A 20469-nucleotide genomic window follows, 5' to 3' on the forward strand; every position below is an offset into this window, starting at 1 on the left:
CATTTCCTCCCCTTATATATATAGGAAAAGCGTAAGTTGTTTCCTTAAAAGGCATATGGAATAATAACCTACGCTGAACTCCCTAACTCCAGCAGGTCCTATTTTGACTATTTAATAGAGCCTAGCATTACTCCAGAAACAAAATATTTCTGTACAAATGGATATACCGTTAATATTGGCAAAATTGTTAAGACCATTGTTACGGATTTAATATTAGCGGAAATTTGAGTTAAGTTATCAGCTGAAGTAGCACCTGCTGACATTCCACCTGTTGTTCCCGCAATCATATTCCGCAAATAAATCGTTACTGGAAATAATTCTTTTTTATCCATATAAATAAAAGCGCTGAACCAAGAGTTCCAATAAGCGACTGCGTAAAATAACACCATAGTGGCCATTACTGCTTTACTTAGCGGCAATACTATTTTTAGTAAAATGCCATATGTGCTTAAACCATCAATAGAGGCTGCCTCTTCTAATTCTTCTGGCATATTTTCAAAAAAGGATTTCATGATCAGCATATTATAAATACTAATTGCACCAGGAATGACAATAGCCCACATTGTATTGCCAAAGCCTAGTGAATTGATTAAAACATAATTGGGAATTAAGCCGCCATTAAAAAACATCGTAAATACAGCAAATACAGTTAAAAATCTTCGTCCTACTAATCTTCTTTTAGAAAGCGCATATGCAAACATTGTTGTTAAAAACATAGAAATGATTGTTCCTACCACTGTGTATACAACCGTATTTTTATAATTAATCCAAAACATGGTGTCAGAAAGTACCTTCTCATATGTGTCTACATTGAATCCTTTTGGTATTAAATTTACCTGTCCAGAATTGATATAGGACTCACTACTAAAGGATTGTGCAACTACATTAATAAATGGATATAACGTACAAAATATAATAATTAAGAGAATACAAACATTAAAGACTTTAAAAACTTTGTACTGTTTCGATTCTTTCATTAAATCTCCCTCCCTACCATAAACTTCTTTCTGTTAGTTTTCTTGATATGCTGTTCGCCGTTAATACAAGCACTAAGCCAATAATAGATTCAAATAATCCAATAGCTGCTGCATAGCTAAAATTATTGGATTCTAAACCAACACGATATAAATAAGTTGAAATAACATCAGAAGTTTCATAGGTTAATGGGTTATAAATTAATAAGATTTTTTCAAAGCCAATTGCAAGAAAGCTGCCAATATTCAAAATTAATAAGGTAACGATAGTTGGCAATATCCCTGGTATCGTAATATGAAGGGTTTGCTTCCATCTGTTCGCACCGTCAATTTTCGCTGCTTCATATAAGGAATCGTCAATCGTTGTTAATGCAGCTAAGTATAAAATGGCCCCCCAACCCATTCCTTGCCATACTTCGGAGGTAACATAAATAGTGCGGAACCATTCTGGACTTTGAATAAAGCTTATTTTTTCTCCGGTGAAAAATTCGACTATTCCATTAATGGAACCGTTTAGCGCTGTTAATTGCAAGATCATTCCAGCAATAATAACAATAGATAAGAAATGCGGTAGATAGGAAGCTGTTTGTACAAACTTCTTAAACTTTTTGGATTTCACTTCATTCAAAAGAAGAGCAAATATAATGGGCATAGGAAAACAAAATAACAAGGTAATTCCGCCCAAAATAAATGTGTTTTTAAATACATTCCAAAAAACTGGGTCATTAATAAACATATTAAAGTAATACAACCCAACCCATTGTTCACCATAAATTTTTCCACCTGGCATATATCTTCTAAAAGCAATAACATTTCCTAACATTGGACCATATTTAAAAATAATTAAATAAATAAGTGGTAAAACTAATAATGAATAAAGCTGCCAATCCTTTCTAATTGCTGTTAATGTTGTTTTAAATTTGCTTCTTTTTGCCTTCATTGTTTTATTTACATGTGAATGAACAACCTCTGTTTCCATAAGTACCCCCCTCTGTTTTTAATACTATCTATAGCCTTTTGCTATATCGCAGCCGACTATTATAAAGCTTCATCTTTTTAGAGAATGAAGTAAACACACCAAAAATAAAGCGCTTACTTTTTAAAAAACAGCAATAGCCTCTTATGAATAACTAATAGATGGCGCAAGCAATATTAATGATGATAATCTCGGTAGTGGAGTGATTAGTGAAATGAGAAAATTAAACTGGTTGTATGAAGCAGGTTTTGTTAACTTATTTTAGCCATACTAGTATGGTAGATTAACTAAAAATATATTGCTATTTAAATAATCTGAAATAGTGGCTTTTCTTTTATGTAATGTACAGGAATGTGTGGAAAATCATTTGCTAGTATAGTGGTTAAGTATTCCATGCCAGGCTCTTCGCTAACTGCATGCCCAATCAAGATTAATGCTTTCTTTCTTCCTTGTTGAACGGCATCTCTGACATACTCAGGAGACTCCCATTCTGGTCCTTCTCCAGCTATAATTAGGTCTAAATTTTGATTTTGAAATAAAGGGATTACTACTTCGCCTCCTCCGCGATAACCTGCTAACAAGCCAATTCTTTGGCATTCCATGGATAACTCCCCCACCACTCTTACAAACGGGGCATCAAGCTTAACTTTCACGTATGTTGCAATATCAGCGACAGTTTTCTTTGGAGTGACAATAGTTGTTGCAATGGATTGATGCTTTTCAATATAATTCTCCCATTCCAGCTTTTGAATTAATCCCACCATAACGCCATCTGGATTGTAACGATGATAATAATCATGAAAGCGGAAAATATTAATAGCAGCATCTTCTATTAATTGGAGCTTAGTCATGTATACTGGATCTTTCTCATATAATTCTTTCCAATTCTCATGACTATAAAATGGTCCTTCATGACTAATAATCATATTTGCTCCAATCGATATCGCTTTCTCCAACACTTGTTGCGTCACCGTGAATGCGATTACAATTCTCTTCACCTCCGTATCGGCTGACCCTTTTATTAATACATCTGTTGTGGAATCAACCATTTTTGCTGGCTCCATTAACTTATCTATTACTTCTTGAATAGTTGTCATTCTATCTCTCCCATCAAGTTAATCCAATTATACCACGCTCAAGTTTGTTTATTCAATATACAAACTATATTTTTTGCAAATTTTAATATATTTTATAAACAATAAGTCATATACTTCCTCTTATTCAATAATCGCTTTATTCATGTTCTGCTTCTGCAGCCGCTGAAAAAGCAGAATGCTACTTGACATTAGTATACATGCTGCGGAAATTCCACTAAAAAAAGGGAGAAGTCCAGGTATATATAATAATAGAAAAATATCTGCTGCTAACCCAAGCAAAATCAATAATGTAATATGGATATTTAGAATTCCTAGAAATAAGGAGTATTTAAAGTAATCGATGAATCTTAACTGATAATGTACATAGACAGGAAAGAAGAATAAAAGAGTGATAGCATATAGGCATGTAATAAGTAGTAAAATACTTATGGAAACAATCCGCATAAATCCGTCTAAATGTAAGATTAGATAGTAATCTACATACAAGATAAGACCAGCCAGTATAAATATGAACCCAAAAGTATTACTTTTGGTAAATTCGCTTTTATAGACAGATAGATATGTTTTCCAAATAGGAACTTCTGTTTCCTTCCGAAACCATTTACGGACAATGGTAAAAAGTGCAACTGTTGCAGGCATAAAACCAAATAGGAAAAGACCACTTGCAGTGAACATAATCCATAACAAATTAACAGAGGCCAGCTTCATTATCCATTCACAGATGATATATAATTTTCCCATTGGTTTTGTTGTCATACTATCCCCTCTTCTTTCTCTTTCCTTCTAGGCATTGTTTTCATTATTAGCGATGAAAACTTAAATATTTTGTTTCGGAGAACGTTCTGATTCTAAATCTAATCCGCCACCTGCACCTCGAAAGCCTAATGTAAAGCTTGAGAACGCGCCAATCTGAGAATGGGGCGTATTAAAAAAATTTTTTGGACATCAGATGAACCCCTCTTTTATTATCCTTTTACAGATCCTGCTGCTAAACCTTCTACAATTTTATTACTTAATAGAATGAACGCGATTAAAATAGGAATAATGCTAATCATTAAGGTTGCTCCAATCGCTCCCCAATCTGTTAAATATTGACCTACAAAGTTATTTACACCAACCGTTAATGTCTTCCATTGATCAGAGCTAATGAACGTATTAACAAATACAAATTCATTCCAGTTATAAATCATATTTATAATAACAACTGTAGCCATAACAGGAGTCGTCATGGGCAATGTAATTTGAAAGAATATACGATGAATCGAACAACCATCCATTACAGCTGCCTCTTCTAATTCTCTTGGCAGTGCCTGATAGAATCCTAATAGAATCATGATAGTTAGCGGCAAATTAAACGCTGTATAGGATAAAAGAATAGAAATAGGATTATCAATCAGCTCCAAGTTATTAAAGAAACTAAATAAAGGGATTAACGTAGAATGTAATGGAATCATAATGCCCACCATGAACAAACCAAGAACAAGTTTGCTTAGCTTCCAGTGCATTCTTGTAATCGCAAAGGTAACAAAACTTGCTAGTATAACCGTCAATACTACTGCTACGACTGTAATCCATACACTATTAAAGAAATATAAGCTGATGTTCCCTTGGGTCCATACTTTTACATAGTTCCCCCATTGTGGGTCTTTCGGAAGAGCAAATGGAGATAAGCCGAAAACTTCTTGATTCGTTTTTAAGGAAAAGAAGAATAACCAAACGAGTGGGTATATTTGAAAAATGGCAATTACTCCAAGCACTAGATACAAAAGACCGTATCCAATCTTGCTTCCTAGAGATCCTTTCGTTTTAGGAGATGTGGATAATTCAGTTTTATTTTGTTTTTTCAGGATTACTTCACTCATGATTACCTCTCTCCTTAATACTGAGCATCTTCTTTTGATGCTGTTAATTTTTGTATAACCCATGTCATAACAAGACAAATGATTAATAAAGCAAAGCCAATGGCACTGCCGTAGCCAAAATCATATGTTTTGAATGCTTCTTTATACATATAAGAGGCCATTACTTCACTTGCTCCATTTGGTCCTCCACCAGTCATTACATAGATTAAATCAAAATATTTTAAAGAACCTACAATGGCTAAAACAATAGTTACTTTTATTACTGGTGCAATTAATGGAATTTTAATTCTATAAGCAATCTGCAATGGGGTTGCCCCATCTATTTTAGCTGCCTCAATAATTTCATCCGCTACTCCTTTTAAAGCTGCATAATAAATAATGATGTAAAACCCTGCATATTGCCACACAATTGGAATGAAAATGGAGTATAGTACTAAATTGGGATCTGCAAGCCATAAGGGTGTATTTTCTACTCCAAACATGGTTAAAAGTTTGTTTAACATTCCATTTGTTGGATCAAAAATTTTCAACCATAGCTGTGCAATAGCTACAGATGATAATAACATCGGAATTAAATATATTTTGCGAAGTATTCCAGCTCCCTTAATCTTGCTTGCTAATATAAGTGAAATTACTAAATATGCAATAAGACTTATTGCAGAAAAAACGGCTAATAAAACGGAATGATACGTACTAGACCAGAACATTTTATCTTTCATAAGCTGTATATAATTATCTAGTCCAATAAAAGTCTTAGCCCCAATACCGTCCCAATCCATTAAGCCATAATATCCTGTTAATACAATAGGAATATAGATTAAAACTAAAATGAGCAACAGTGCAGGGAGCACATAAAGAGTGATTACCCATTTGTTTGACATTACGTTTTTCATTTTCTACTTTCCCTCCTTATTGATTGGGAGGAGCTTTGTTAAATGATATATAATTATTCACTAGTTACACATGTAACCGATATCATTGTTTAACAGAGCCTTCTCAAAAATCAATAATGTGTATATCTTCCAAATTATCTAAAGTGATTACCTTTTAAATAGTGGAATCCACCTTTTTTATCCGATAGATTCCACCTCATTGTTTATTATTCTTCTTCCGCTAAAGCTTGCTCTTGTTTGGCTGTAAATTCTTTTGGTGTTGCCTGACCGCCAAATAGTGATTGGATCATATCTAAGTGCACTTGTGCAACACTAGAACTCATTTGAACATCTGCATATAAAGTTAAATTAGAAGCATTTCCAAGATCATTTAAAATATCGATATACATTTGATCTAGTTCAATATTGGCAGTGTCTACAACTGTCGCTGGAATTACACCTGCATCCTTAACAGAGTTTTTGCCCCATTCTTTTACTAAATATGCGACAAATTCTTTCGCTTCGTCTTTTACCTTTGATTTTTCAGAAACAAATAGTCCAACACCAGGACCACCTACAAAACTGTTTATGTCTCCTTTTCCGCCTACATATGTTGGGAACTTAAAGTATCCTACTTTATCTTTAAATTCTTGTGTAACATCTGGGCTTGTTGTATAGTTTGGCAATTCCCAAGTCGCCATTAAATACATAGCTGCTTGCTCATTCATAAAGTACCCTTTTGCCTCATCATTGGAAAGACCATTAAACCCTTTGACAAATCCGCCCATATCCACTAATTTTTTTACTTCTTCGGCTGCTTGAACAAGTGCTGGATCTTCAAAGCTTCCAGTACGATTAATCGCATTCGTTAACACTTCAGGTCCACCAATTCTATCTGCAAGATACATATACCACATAGAACCAGTCCAACGGTCTTTATTACCTAAAGTAATTGGTGTAACACCGTTATCAGCTAACGTTTTTACAACATTTAAAAACTCATCATATGTTGCAGGAACTTCTAAATTATATTTCTCAAAGATTTCTTTATTGTAATAAACAGGTGTGATATTTAATTCAAGTGGAAGACCATATGTTTTCCCATCCATAGCAAATGCCTCTGTTGTACCTGCAACAAATTGGTCTTTAAAATTACTATCAATTACATCATCTAACGGAGCAAACATTTCCCCTTTAACGAACGGCTGCATATATCCTGCTGCCCATGTCACACCAATATCTGGTAGCTCATTTGAAGCTGATAATACTTTAATTTTATCTTTATATTGCTCGTTTCCAAGAATTTCTGTCTGAATTTTTACATCTGGGTGGTCTTTTTCATACTGTTTAATGATATCGTTTACAATAGTGAACTGTGCTTTTGAACTTCCCTCTGGCCAAAGATGCATGAATTTAATCACTGTTTTATCTCCATTTTTTGAAGCGCTTTCATTGTTAGAAGAGGTGGATGAAGAACATCCTGCTAAAACTAATACCAGCAATAAAGCAACAGATAGACATGCTGACAGTACTTTTCTATGAAACATTTAAACTACCCCCTATACTTTCCTTTTTAATTATTTCTTTGTTACAATCTAAAGTCTATCATTAATGATTTTTCTAAAAAAGGTAACAATGATTAGGAAAAGTTCTAATATTTTTAGAAAGCCCTTTCATTATTTTCGTTATTTATTTTTCGGTAACCGCTTGGTGTTATTCCTTCTAAATCTTTAAATATTTTAATAAAATATTTGGCCGTTTTGTATCCTGACTCTTCTGCAATATCCGCAATGGAAAGTTTTGTGGAGATAAGTAGATTTTTCGCATGCTGAATTCGTCTTCTGGTGATATATTCACTAAACGTTAACCGAATCTCTTCCTTAAACAGCACACTAAAATAACTTGGATTTAAATACACATGAGCGGCTACGTCACGTTGGGTTAATTCCTCATTTAAGTGACTATCAATATATTGTAAGGCTTTCTGGATTGGCTCTCTTACTGATTCTTTTGTTACTCTTGCATCAATCAGCTTATTATCAACTACTTTTGAGATAATATCATTTCTGTCTTTATCTCTATCAATCTTTAGGGCATCTTCGACAGCTTCTATTAATTTTTTTTTACTAATTGGCTTTAATAAATAATTAATAACGCCTAAGCGAAGAGCTTCTTGCGCATATTCAAATTCTGAATATGCAGAGATAACAATAACAACAGGGAGGTGTTTTTGGTCTCTGATTGTTTTCAACATTTTTATTCCAGTTATTTTAGGCATGCGAATATCTGTTAGAAGAATATTTATTTTTTGTTTTTGCATAATATCAATGGCCGATTCTGCATTTTCCGAAATTAAAATTTGATATTGACCGCTAGACCAGTTCTCCAGTACTTTTTTGATTCCTTCTCTCGATCTCGGCTCATCATCAACAATCAATATTGTTTTCGCATACATCTTACATACCCCCATCTTTTGGAATTTCAAAAGAAATGAATGTCCCTTTATTCTCTATACTTTCTATCATTAATCCCTTTTGCTGTCTTTCCTGATAATAGAGTGTAAGCCTTTTATATACATTAGAAATAGCCATTCCCTTACCTGTGGCTGAAGAAATTCCTTCCTTTTCCATCGATTCCTTAATCTTCTTTAATTTAGACTCGCTTATGCCAATTCCATCATCTCTAACAATTACCTTTATGTTGTTATCCATCTCTCCTTGTTGCACAATAACGTCAACAGTACATTGTCCTACCTTATTCTCAGCTCCGTGTAAGACAGCATTTTCTACTAATGGTTGTATTAAAAATTTGGGGATTTTCACTTCTTCAAACGCCTTTGGGAGTTGTATTTGCCACTTCAATAGTTCTCCAAATCGCATTTTCATTATTTCCATATAGTCTTCAATGTGGGCAATCTCCTCTTTTATGCGAACCCACTCATCCTCTGTAGATCGCGAAATGGTATAGCGAAATAAATTAGACATGGTAACAACTAGTTCGGCTAATTCTTCTTCGTCATTTTCCTCTAATGACCAATGGAGAGCATCTAATGTATTAAATAGAAAGTGAGGATTAATTTGTGCTTGCAAAGCTCTTAATTCACTACGGTTTCGAGTAATTTCTTTTTGATAAACCATTGTGATTAAATGGTTTGTTTCTTTTACGAGCTGATTGTATGTACTATTTAATTCATTAATTTCATTTACAGAGGGAATCTTTGGTGTCAGTGGCAAAGACCCTTCACTTGCAAATCTCATTGTGTTCGTTAAGCGGATAATCGGGCGAGTAATCATGTTAGAAAGAAAAAAAGAACATACAAAGAAAATCATTAATCCAATTATGCCAGCAAGAAGAATGCTTGTGCGCACAACCGTTATGCCTTCCGTTAACGTATTATAGGGAGTTAAAATAAGGACAGTCCACCCTGTCATATACGAAGAATTTTTCGTAATCATGTAATCCCTTTCATTTATTGGTACTGTTTTTTTCTTGGTCTGTAAAATGAACTCACTTGATTGCTGATAATTAGTAATAATCGGTTTATTTAATTCATCTAAAAGAATAAAATACTGATCCGTTTTGTCTGTTAATGTTTGATTAGCAAATTGAAAATAATTAGCATAAATACTAAAGAGTAAATATCCTCCATTGGTAAAACTGCGATTAATTAAATTTACTCTCCTTATAGCAAGAAAATAATTGCTGTCATTCGGATCTTCTCCAATCCAAACTAGACTCCCCTTTGCTTGGTCCGCCTTTTCTACCCAATCAGCATGCAAATCTGTCATTATTTTTGCATCATCAAGTGGGAGTATTCGTTCCTGTTCCCTGGTAAATAATTGAAACGAAAAAATTCCATCAGAATTTGCTGTAACTGTATTAACAGTCCCCATTAATTCTTGTTTTTCATAAAAGGTCGCTTTCTTGTGTTCGTATTCCCTTGTTAACAGCTTTTGTACTTTATCATTCGTTGCCGCTAATTTTGAGGCCATATTTAATTGCTCATACAGGGTTTCAATTCTTCCACTTGCTTCCACTGCAACTTGCTGAATTTGTTTTTCTGCATTTTTTTCTAATAAAGTAGATACTTGATTAAATATCAATATACTCACAAATAAAAGTACGACTAGCATTACGGATAAAAATACAAATAAAATTTGATTTCGAAGTGTATTCCATTTCCTTAATAAGCTGAACATAGATTTTTATCGCCTTTCGCCCCATTTGCAACTTATTATACCAAAAATCCTATTTACTTTGTTTATTCATTATACAAATAAACATAATAATTATTCTGCTATCTAAAAAATCTTATCACTTATTTAACAAAAAAAGAGAGTCTGACTATTTTACTATTGTAAGAAAATCAGACTCTCCTTTTATGCTTATTTATATGAGTGAATAATGGTAACTCGATTTCTCTTTTGCAGCTTTCTTTGTATATTTCTTATGAATAAATTTTTTCCAATTCTTCTTGTTGGAGGAAATAGAATAAGGACACCTGCAATATCTGTTAAAAAGCCCGGAAACAGTAATAAAAGCCCACCAATAAGAATACAAAAGCTATCTAATATAGCATCTCCTGGCATGATACCTTGATTTATTTGAACTTGAACATTACGAATCGCCTTTAACCCTTGTTTCTTTAGTAAAATACTGCCTAGAATTCCAGTGCCTATTGCAATAATTAAGGTTTCTGGTATACCAATTATGTTTCCAGCTATCAGAAAAATCACAAGTTCAATTAATGGTAATAACAGCAAGCTGATCATAAAATTTCTCAAATTGTCACCATCCTCCTTTTCATTTCCTTTCTTTTTATTATACCCTTTTTTGATCTGTGCTGATAGTTAGCTGCCTATTGTTTTCCCTGTTAATTAATGTTATAACACGTTGTTGCTTATAGCCTCTCCTTTGGATATTTAAGAACTGCAAAAGAAGAGTATCCATTGCCTAATGATTATTAGGTATGAATACTCTTCCAATTTTTATGCTTTATAGATTATAGTACGCTCGCATGTCCGCTATATACATAGCCGCTACGAGAATCCACTGTAATATCTAAGCCATCCTTTAAGATGCTAGTTGCGTTTTCTACTCCTACAATAACAGGAATTCCAATATTTAATCCTACAACCGCAGCATGACTTGTTAAGCCACCTTCTTCAACGATTAGGGCACTACATTTTTCTAATGCAGGTACCATATCACGATCTGTAGCATTTGTTACAAGAATAGAACCGAAATTAACTTTATCTAGGGCTTCTTTAGCACTAGTAGCAATTACAGCTTTACCAAAGGCTGTTTTGCGGCCAATTCCTTGTCCTTTAGCAAGCACATCGCCAATTACATGGATTTTCATGATGTTTGTTGTACCTGCTTCTCCAACTGGAAGTCCAGCAGTAATCACAACTAAATCACCATGTGTAACAATCGAGCTGTTAACACCTTCTTGAACTGCTACATCTAGCATTTCATCTGTTGATTCTGATTTTTGGCTAAGGCGTGGATATACTCCCCAAACTAGCGCTAATTGTCTTTGAATTTTTGCATCATATGTTACCGCAATAATTGGAGCTTCTGGACGATATTTAGAAATCATTCTTGCAGTATGACCACTACCAGTTGGTGTAATTACTGCTTTAACTTCTAAATTTAACGCAGTATGAGCAACAGATTGTCCGATAGAGTCTGTAATAGAATGCTCTGAATCTTTGCTGCGTTTTGAGAGGATTTCTTTATAGTTTAATGCCTCTTCTGCTCTTGCCGCAATATTATTCATAGTTTGTACAGCTTCCACAGGATATAATCCTGCTGCTGTTTCTCCAGAAAGCATAATAGCATCTGTTCCATCAAAAATTGCGTTTGCTACATCACTTGCTTCTGCACGAGTTGGACGTGGATTACGTTGCATAGAATCTAGCATTTGTGTTGCTGTAATAACTGGTTTTCCTAATGTGTTACATTTTTTAATGAGCATTTTTTGAACTAATGGTACTTCTTCAGCAGGAATTTCTACTCCTAAATCACCACGTGCAACCATTAGTCCATCAGAAACCTCAAGGATTTCATCAATATTATCTACACCTTCTTGGTTTTCGATTTTAGGTATGATATGGATATGAGAAGCATTATTATCCTCTAATAATTGCTTGATTTCTAGAACATCAGACGCACGACGAACGAAAGAGGCTGCAATGAAGTCAATTCCTTGTTCAATACCAAAAAGGATGTCATTTGCATCTTTTTCCGTGATACCAGGAAGATTTACAGCAACACCAGGTACGTTAACACCTTTTTTATTCTTCAAAGTCCCTGAATTTAATATTTTTGTATGTATTTCTCCAGCAGCTTTGTCTATTTTCGTTACTTCAAGGCCGATTAAACCATCATCTAATAGAATTTTGCTACCTGGCTCCACATCATCAATTAAACCTTCGTAAGTAACAGAGAATTTCTCTGTAGTACCTTCTACTTCTGTCATAGATACGATAATATCATTGCCAGCAACTAGTTCAATAGAACCATCTTTCATGTTGTTTGTTCTAATTTCTGGACCTTTTGTATCTAAAAGAATCGCAATATTGTTACCAGTAATTTCAGCTGCTTCACGAATGTTTTTTATTCTTGCTCCATGCTCTTCAAAATCACCATGGGAAAAGTTAAGACGTGAAACATTCATTCCAGCTTCCATTAATTGCGTTAATTTTTCTACGCTTTCACTTGCAGGACCAATAGTACATACAATCTTCGTTTTACGCATTAATAATAACCTCCGATAAATATTAGTAAATAATAATAGCGAACTAAAACAGCATTTTAGGAATTTATGAATTATCTAATCATAAAATGCACTAGAAGATCATAAATTCCTGCTGTTTATTAAATGGATAATTCTTTTGATAAGTGATATAAATTATTATCAATCGTATGTTTACGTGCTAACGCTTCAATGATATCATAATCAACCAATTGATTTTTTTCGATACCAACAGCTCTTCCGCCTTTGCCTTCTACTAGAAGCTCAACTGCATATGCGCCTAGACGACTAGCTAATACACGGTCCTGTGCTGTAGGTGATCCACCACGCTGCATATGTCCTAACACAGACACACGAGTATCGAAATCTGTATTTTCTTCAATCAATTTACCGATTTCAACACCGCTGGCTACTCCTTCAGCTACGACAATAATACTATGTTTTTTACCGCGCTCTTGACCTTTTTTCAATCTGCCTACAATCTCCTCCAGATTAAAGCCTTCTTCTGGAATAAGAATTGTTTCAGCACCACCAGCTAAACCAGCCCATAATGCGATGTCACCAGCATTTCTTCCCATTACCTCAATGATGAATGTTCTCTCGTGAGATGTAGCAGTATCACGGATTTTGTCAATTGCATCAATAACTGTATTTAAAGCAGTATCGAAACCAATTGTGAATTCAGTGCCTGGAATATCATTGTCAATCGTTCCTGGAACTCCAACACAAGGGTATCCTTGTTCTGTAAGCGCCTTCGCGCCCATATAAGATCCATCTCCACCAATGACAACTAGTCCATCGATATTATGTTTCTTTAATTGCTCAATCCCTTTTTGTTGTCCTTCTTTTGTTTTAAACTCTTCACAACGTGCAGAGAAAAGGAAAGTTCCACCACGATGGATTATATCACCAACTGAACCAACTTCTAATTTTCTGAAGTTGCCACTAATTAGCCCAGCATAACCACCAACTACCCCATATACTTCCACACCATGAAATATCGCTTTACGAACTACTGCTCTTATAGCCGCGTTCATTCCTGGTGCGTCACCACCACTTGTTAATACACCAATTCTTTTAACTGTCAATTTCCTCACCTCATAATTTCATTAACAAATAAATTATGTAGCATAACATACATATACTATTATATAACAAATTACTTGTCTGTAACATTTTTCACAAAAATTACATATATAATCTATGTAATGCTAACTTTTGTAAATTAATCAAGAAATTGGCTTTTCTCTATTAATTTATCTTGCATTTATCCAATTATCCATTAAACAATTCTACCATATCATGAAGAATCGTGTATCTCAACTTAATATGAAAAAAAAATAAAAGACGGAATAATCAGCAAAATGCAAACGTTTTATACGACGTTATTTTTGTAGCTATTTCCCGTTATTACAAACTTTAAACATATTAACTAACAGTCAGAAAAGAAACATGATAAAAAATAGCGTTAATAGTTTTAAAATAATATGCATTTAATTACTGCTTCTATAAAATCTTCTGCAAAGTACATTTTTACCTTCTTACCGCATTTTCATACCTAATAAAAACCCCCATACTTATACGAAATATTTTTACTATCTCCGTATAAGTATGGGGGTTTTTGTCACTTGGAATATTTATTCCCAATCTCGTTTAAAAAAGGTTATCAATGATTTAAATAGGCACCCATATTTTTAAACTTAGCATAGCGATGATTCACAAGTTCTTCCTTTGTCATTTCTTTTAACTCTTTTAGAGATGTATATAATACTTCATCAATTTGTTCTGCTTGTTCTTTTATATTATGGTGTGCTCCACCTTTTACTTCCTTAATGATGGAATCAATAATGCTCAACTCTTTTAAGTCTGGTGCAGTAATTCTCATTTTTTCAGCTGCTTGTTTAGCCTGCCCAGCATCTTTCCATAAAATAGATGCTGCTCCTTCTGGTGTAATAACCGAGTATGTGGAGTTCTCTAGCATATGAATATGGTTACCAACGCCAAGTGCTAAAGCACCACCACTACCACCCTCTCCAATTACAATACAGACAATTGGGACTTCCATCGATGCCATTTCAAATAAATTTTTGGCAATAGCTTCACTTTGTCCTCTTTCCTCAGCAGCTTTACCAGGGTATGCACCTTTTGTGTCAATAAAACAAATAATGGGACGATTGAACTTATCCGCTTGCTTCATTAGGCGCAGGGCTTTTCGATATCCTTCTGGGTGAGGCATTCCAAAATTTCTGCGAATATTTTCCTTCGTGTCCTTTCCTCTTTGATGGCCGACAATCGTTACTGGTAGTCCTTTGTATTTCGCAATTCCACCTACAATTGCCTCGTCATCTCCAAAGCCTCTATCTCCATGTAATTCGATAAAATCGGTAAACAAATGGGGAATATAGTCAAGGGTCGTTGGTCTATTTGGATGTCTAGCAATTTGAACTCGATCCCAAGGTTTCATATTATCATACACATCTTTTTCCAGTTTTTTTAAACGTATTTCTAATTTCTCAATTTCTGTACTTAAATCAACATTCGCATTTTCCGAGAAGTCTTTTAATTCTTGGATTTTATCTTTCAATTCATTAATTGGTTTATCAAAATCTAATCCTACCATTCTAATTCACCACCAGTTTGATGCATTTCAAGCACTAGGCTAAGTTTTTCTTTTAATTCTAATCTAGGTATTACCGCATCTAATTGACCGTGCTTTAGTAAAAACTCTGCCGTTTGGAAGTCCTCCGGAAGCTCTTCTCCTATCGTTTGTTCAATAATACGACGTCCCGCAAAACCAATTAATGCACCTGGTTCCGCAAAATTATAATCACCAAGTGAGGCAAAGCTTGCAGAAACGCCTCCTGTTGTTGGGTGGGTCATAATGGTAATATATAAACCGCCATTATCGCTAAATCGTTTTAATGCTATACTTGTTTTCGCCATTTGCATAAGACTTAGCACGCCTTCTTGCATTCTTGCTCCACCAGAAGCCGTAAAAATTATAAAGGGTAGCGAAAGCTCGTCAGCCTTTTCAACAGCGAGAGTAATTTTTTCTCCAACTACTGAACCCATACTCCCCATCCGGAAAGAAGAATCCATTACAGCTATTACTACTTTTTTGCCATTTATTTCTCCTGTTCCTGTAACAACAGCTTCATTCATATTTGTTTTTTTTATATCACCGGCAATTTTATCTTCATAACCAGGAAATTGCAAAGGATTTCCGGTTCTCATTTCTGCATTTAGCTCAACAAAAGTTGCTTCATCCAAGATGCAGTTCATTCTTTCATAAGCTTTCATGGGCAGATGATACCCACAATTTAGACAAACCTTATGATTCTTCTGTAATTCACGTGTATACATTATTTTCTTACAATTAGAACATTTTGTCATAATCCCTTCAGGAACTTCATTTTTTGATAATTCTGAAGGTAATGTTGCATATTTTAGTTTTTTTGATTTCGAAAATATTCCCTTAATCAATATGGAAACCTCCCCATAAGTAACAATTTAGATTTGAATCGGATTCCTATCATTTCCAAGCACCAATAATCAGTTGAAATTATTGTAATTACTAAATACACTCCATAATTGCATTTGATTCTTTTGTTTTAATGAATCTAAAAGAAGGAGGTAATCCTCCCTCTTCCATTCTTTCGCAGGAATTGTTAGTGAATGATAATAGTCATTTAAAATAGTCCATAAACGATGGACCAAGAAATTATCAGCTATTTTAATGATTTGAAAGAAAAACTCACTTTCTGATATTTCTCGTTCATTTACCAACTGTTTTAAATGTGCCAATTCATCTTCTGTAATTTTTTCCATGGCAATATATAGAGCATTTAATTGAATATAATTCTTAGTTTCCAAAACGTCTTGTTTTGCTTTATCATTCTGCAATATAAAAGTACTGATCAATTCTACTAATTTATGACCTTGAAAATCACGAAGAAAGGTTCCTTCCCCTTTTCTTGTTTCAATCAGTCCAAGCAGCTCTAATGCCCTCAGAGCTTCTCTAATGGATGATCTGCCTGCGTGTAGGGTATCACTTAATACTCGTTCAGAGGGAAGCTTGTCCCCTGGTTTCAGGCCGTTTTGATTAATCATTTCTCGTAAATGATTCACGATATCCACATATAATTTGGATTCCTTTGAAGATGATTCATTCACCTTATGTCATCACTCACTTCTTTCTTGCCTTTTTTTGGCAATGTTATTAGAAAATAAATAAAGTATAAGTACAAAAAATCCAATCCAAAAATTTAGGCTAAGTGGTCTGACCAGTCAGCTTATTAAACAATATAACAACTTTTTAAAGTTGTAAAGTTTTATTCAGATAAGAAAACGCGATTAGCACCTAGTAAAGTAGATAATTCAGCGATACATTCCTTACTTGGTGAAATTTTATATTCTTCGTTTAAAACGATGTTTTTTCCTGTTTCCTCATAATGAATAATAACTGGAGTAGTTCCTGGAAATTTCCTCATAACCGCCAATAGCTCTAATCTTTGGTTCATCATATGCTTCTCATTCATCACTTTAATAAACAACTTATGTTCCTTTTTAGAAAGTGACTGGACAATCGTCCTCATCGATTCAACTAATTGAATAACAAATTGTTTATTGCCGTTTCTTTCTTCACATTTCCCTTCCAAATATACGATTTCACCCGAGTTAAGCAGACTTTGATATTTCTTAAAAATAGTTGGAAAAATAACACCCTGCATTTCTCCACTCTGATCACTAAGCTGGATAAATGCCATTGGCTCTCCTTTTTTAGTGCGAATGATATTTATTTCTGTTACATAGACAATGCTTTTATGTTTTTTTCCTACTTCCATTTCATTAATAGCAAAGGTTTGCAGAGTTGCTTGATACGGCTTATAGATAGACACTGGATGGTCTGATAAGTAAAATCCTAAGGCATCTTTTTCTAAAGCCAATTTATCTTCCACTCTAAGTGGTTCTACTTCTACATATTTCGGTTTAAAAAAGAAATCATCCTCACTAAATAAATCATTTTGCTCTTCATCCTCTGGGTGAACCAATTGTGCATGCTGTATCGCTACATCAATAGATGCCAGCAAAATAGCACGATCAACTCCGAATTCATCAAAGCTTCCGGAATAAATAAGCATTTCCAGCACTCTTCTGTTAACCGTCTTCGGGGATACTCGTATACAAAAATCAAATAAATCTTCAAATTTTTTCTGACTTCTCGCCTTAAGTATTTCTCTTAATACATTTCCGCCTATACCTTTTATGCCTGCTAAGCTATAACGAATTTTATTCTTTTCTACACGGAAAAAGTAATTACTTTGATTAATAGAAGGCGGAGTCAATTCAATATCCATCTGTTTTAACTCTTGAATATACTGAATTATTTTCCCTGTGTTTCCAAGGGATGATGTTAATAGTGCCGCCATAAAATATAGAGGATAGTTTGCTTTTAAATAGGCAAGCTGATAAGCAATCATGCTATATGCTACTGCATGACTTCTATTAAAACCATAGTTGGCAAAACGCACAATTAACTCATATATTTCATTCGCTGTTTTTTCGTGATATCCTTTTCTTTCTGCTCCTTTTACAAAATGAATCCTTTCTTTTTCCAGGATTTCCTTTTGCTTCTTACTCACAGCTCGTCTTAACAAATCCGCCTCTCCTAGTGAGAACCCTGCCATTTTAGAAGCAATCTGCATAATTTGCTCTTGATAAACAATCACTCCATAGGTGCTCTTTAGTATCTCTTCTAAATCAGGGTGATAATAGTTAATCGATTCTTTGCCATGTTTTCTATTGATGTAATGAGGTATATTCTCCATTGGTCCTGGACGATAAAGCGCATTAACAGCTACAATATCTTCAAAATCAGTTGGCTGTAACCTCTTTAATACATTACGCATTCCTTCTGATTCCAATTGAAAGATCCCAGTTGTCTCTCCTCTACTTAATAGCTTGAAAACATTTTGGTCATCAATTGGTATTTTTCGTATATCTATTCTTTTCTTCGTCGCTTTATAAAGCATGTCAAGAATAGCTTCAATAAAAGATAGATTTCTTAATCCAAGAAAATCCATTTTCAATAAGCCTAGTTCCTCTAAATATTCCATGCTATACTGTGTTAAATAAATATCGTCATGGCTCCCTTGGATCGGAATAATATCAACAAGGGGCTGTTGACTAAGAACCACGCCGGCAGCATGGGTTGATGTATGCCTTGGAAGCCCTTCGATTTTACATGCAGTATCAAATAGTTTTTGATTACGAGGAGATGATTCAACAAATTGCTGCAAACGAATGGATTCTTGATAGCTTTGTTTGAGATTAATGCCTAGTTTTGATGGGATCATTCTTGACAGTTCATCCAACTCTTTAACAGATAAGCCAAATGCTCGGCCAACATCGCGTAAGGCTGCTTTAGCAGCAAGTGTACCAAAGGTAATAATTTGCGCAACATGAAGCTCTCCATATTTATTTTTCACATATGAAATAACTTTTTCCCGCTTATTATCAGGAAAATCAATATCGATATCAGGCATGGAGATTCTCTCTGGATTTAGAAACCTTTCAAAAAGCAATTGATATTTAATAGGATCTACATCTGTAATATGTAAAACATAAGCAACAATAGATCCCGCAGCTGAACCCCTTCCAGGACCTGTTAATATTCCATTCTCTCGCGCAAACTTCATAAAATCCCAAACTATTAAGAAATAGTCACTATAATTCATTCTCCCAATGATGTCCAATTCATATTCCAACCGTGCAGTGTGTTCTGGAGAAGGATGAGAATATCTGTCATTTAAACCAGCCATACATAATTCTCTCAAATAACTAAGAGCATTTTTGCCTGCAGGTACAGTATATTTAGGCAAGGTTGCAAGTATGCCATTCATTTCAATCTGACAAGACTCTCCTACCTTCCATGTGTTTTCCAGAATATCTGGTTGATCATTGAATAACGTGATCATTTCTTCTTTGTCTTTTAGATAATGTTGATTAGAACTCCATTCATCTTGCTCTATATCGGAAAGCTTCTCCCCATTTTTGATTGCCTTTAAGCATTCATAAGCAAAATGGTCCTCCTCCTCCAAGTAAAATACATTATTCGTTGCTACCAGCTTCACTTTCTCTTCGGAAGCTAATCTGGATAACTTTTCATTTAATGCATCTTCAATAGCAATGCCGTGTCTTTGAATAGATAAAAAGCATTGACCTGGTTCAAAAATGGACTTCCATAACATTAATGTATTTCTTGCTGATTCCGAATCATCCTTCAGTAAATTTTGTTCAATCTCTCCTTCAAATCCAGGTGAGATTGCAATCAAGCCTTTGGCATAATGCTTTAACCATTTCACAGGAATTCCTTGTGGGTTTTTTGTTTGAACAGCACTCGTTATTTTTAATAAATTTTTAAAGCCGAGACTAGTTCTAGCTAATAAGACCAATGGGTAAGCTTTATCTTCTTCCCATTCACTTATTACATCAACCGTTAGTCCGATAATCGGTTTTATCCCTTGCTTTAATGATTCTTTATAAAAAGAAGCTGCACCATACATCACATTGCGATCCGTTAAAGCAATGGAACGATAGCCATACTTTTTAGCATTTGTAACTAACTCTTTAATTGAAAGCGTGCTAGATAAAAGGCTATATGCACTAGACACTTGAAGATGTATAAAAGACATAAAATTAATTCACCACTTTTCTTTAAAATTTTTTATTCCTTCTAAACAAGAAAATATGTAAAAAATGCTTGGAAAAGGTGTCATTTTTTCTTTATTTATAACCTTTTACCACTATAAAGGCTATTCCTTTTTAAAAAGCAATAATTATTATTCTATCTTATTAGTTTGTCTCAAAACAAAAGACTTTTTCCTTTCATTATAGATGTTCACAGCAAAAAAAGAAAATATGTTCTC

General features: G+C 34.2%; 16 protein-coding genes. All 16 read right to left on the reverse strand.

Annotated elements, in window-relative coordinates; translation table 11 throughout:
* Nucleotides 1-107: 107 nt before the first annotated feature.
* Complete coding sequence (locus tag NiCM35_RS08830) at nucleotides 108-977, reverse strand: carbohydrate ABC transporter permease (RefSeq protein ID WP_095332351.1); 870 nt, start codon at nucleotides 975-977, stop codon at nucleotides 108-110.
* 13 nt (nucleotides 978-990) lie between these two features.
* Entirely contained in the window at nucleotides 991-1953 is a 963-nt protein-coding gene (locus NiCM35_RS08835) for an ABC transporter permease (RefSeq protein WP_095332353.1), read from the reverse strand.
* Between the two features lie 302 nt (nucleotides 1954-2255).
* Complete coding sequence (locus NiCM35_RS08840) at nucleotides 2256-3047, reverse strand: Nif3-like dinuclear metal center hexameric protein (protein WP_433779246.1); 792 nt, start codon at nucleotides 3045-3047, stop codon at nucleotides 2256-2258.
* 120 nt (nucleotides 3048-3167) lie between these two features.
* A complete protein-coding gene (locus NiCM35_RS08845) occupies nucleotides 3168-3803 on the reverse strand; it encodes a YesL family protein (RefSeq protein WP_433779248.1) in 636 nt (211 codons plus the stop codon).
* 209 nt (nucleotides 3804-4012) lie between these two features.
* Nucleotides 4013-4909: a carbohydrate ABC transporter permease gene (locus NiCM35_RS08850; protein WP_171509848.1), complete on the reverse strand. Its 897-nt coding sequence runs from the start codon at nucleotides 4907-4909 to the stop codon at nucleotides 4013-4015.
* A gap of 14 nt (nucleotides 4910-4923) precedes the next feature.
* Nucleotides 4924-5802 (reverse strand): carbohydrate ABC transporter permease, encoded by an 879-nt coding sequence (locus NiCM35_RS08855; protein WP_095332358.1) that lies wholly within the window; start codon nucleotides 5800-5802, stop codon nucleotides 4924-4926.
* Nucleotides 5803-6008: 206 nt separating this feature from the next.
* A complete protein-coding gene (locus NiCM35_RS08860) occupies nucleotides 6009-7328 on the reverse strand; it encodes an extracellular solute-binding protein (protein ID WP_095332359.1) in 1320 nt (439 codons plus the stop codon).
* A 113-nt stretch (nucleotides 7329-7441) separates the two neighbouring features.
* The gene (locus tag NiCM35_RS08865) at nucleotides 7442-8236 is read right to left on the reverse strand and encodes a response regulator transcription factor (protein WP_095332361.1); all 795 of its coding nucleotides are present in this window, start codon (nucleotides 8234-8236) and stop codon (nucleotides 7442-7444) included.
* 1 nt (nucleotide 8237) lies between these two features.
* Nucleotides 8238-9980, reverse strand: coding sequence for a cache domain-containing sensor histidine kinase (locus tag NiCM35_RS08870; protein ID WP_095332362.1), 1743 nt, complete (start codon nucleotides 9978-9980; stop codon nucleotides 8238-8240).
* A 186-nt stretch (nucleotides 9981-10166) separates the two neighbouring features.
* Nucleotides 10167-10565, reverse strand: a complete 399-nt coding sequence (locus NiCM35_RS08875) for an FxsA family protein (protein WP_433779252.1) — start codon at nucleotides 10563-10565, stop codon at nucleotides 10167-10169.
* A gap of 218 nt (nucleotides 10566-10783) precedes the next feature.
* On the reverse strand, nucleotides 10784-12544 hold the full coding sequence (pyk, locus tag NiCM35_RS08880) for a pyruvate kinase (protein WP_095332365.1): 1761 nt from the start codon (nucleotides 12542-12544) through the stop codon (nucleotides 10784-10786).
* A gap of 119 nt (nucleotides 12545-12663) precedes the next feature.
* A complete protein-coding gene (gene pfkA, locus NiCM35_RS08885; RefSeq protein WP_217275753.1) occupies nucleotides 12664-13629 on the reverse strand; it encodes a 6-phosphofructokinase in 966 nt (321 codons plus the stop codon).
* A 578-nt stretch (nucleotides 13630-14207) separates the two neighbouring features.
* On the reverse strand, nucleotides 14208-15161 hold the full coding sequence (gene accA, locus NiCM35_RS08890; RefSeq protein WP_095332367.1) for an acetyl-CoA carboxylase carboxyl transferase subunit alpha: 954 nt from the start codon (nucleotides 15159-15161) through the stop codon (nucleotides 14208-14210).
* On the reverse strand, nucleotides 15155-16024 hold the full coding sequence (gene accD / locus NiCM35_RS08895) for an acetyl-CoA carboxylase, carboxyltransferase subunit beta (protein ID WP_095332369.1): 870 nt from the start codon (nucleotides 16022-16024) through the stop codon (nucleotides 15155-15157). The genes accA and accD overlap by 7 nt, the downstream gene beginning before the upstream one ends.
* A 69-nt stretch (nucleotides 16025-16093) precedes the next feature.
* Nucleotides 16094-16714, reverse strand: coding sequence for a FadR/GntR family transcriptional regulator (locus NiCM35_RS08900; RefSeq protein ID WP_095332370.1), 621 nt, complete (start codon nucleotides 16712-16714; stop codon nucleotides 16094-16096).
* A gap of 158 nt (nucleotides 16715-16872) precedes the next feature.
* Nucleotides 16873-20235 carry a DNA polymerase III subunit alpha gene (gene dnaE / locus NiCM35_RS08905; RefSeq protein ID WP_123260681.1) on the reverse strand — a complete coding sequence of 1121 codons (3363 nt, stop codon included), beginning with the start codon at nucleotides 20233-20235 and terminating at the stop codon, nucleotides 16873-16875.
* Between the last annotated feature and the right edge of the window lie 234 nt (nucleotides 20236-20469).

The organism is Niallia sp. M35 (genome assembly GCF_050971705.1).
In the GTDB taxonomy this organism is placed as follows: Bacteria; Bacillota; Bacilli; order Bacillales; family Cytobacillaceae; genus Niallia; species Niallia circulans_A.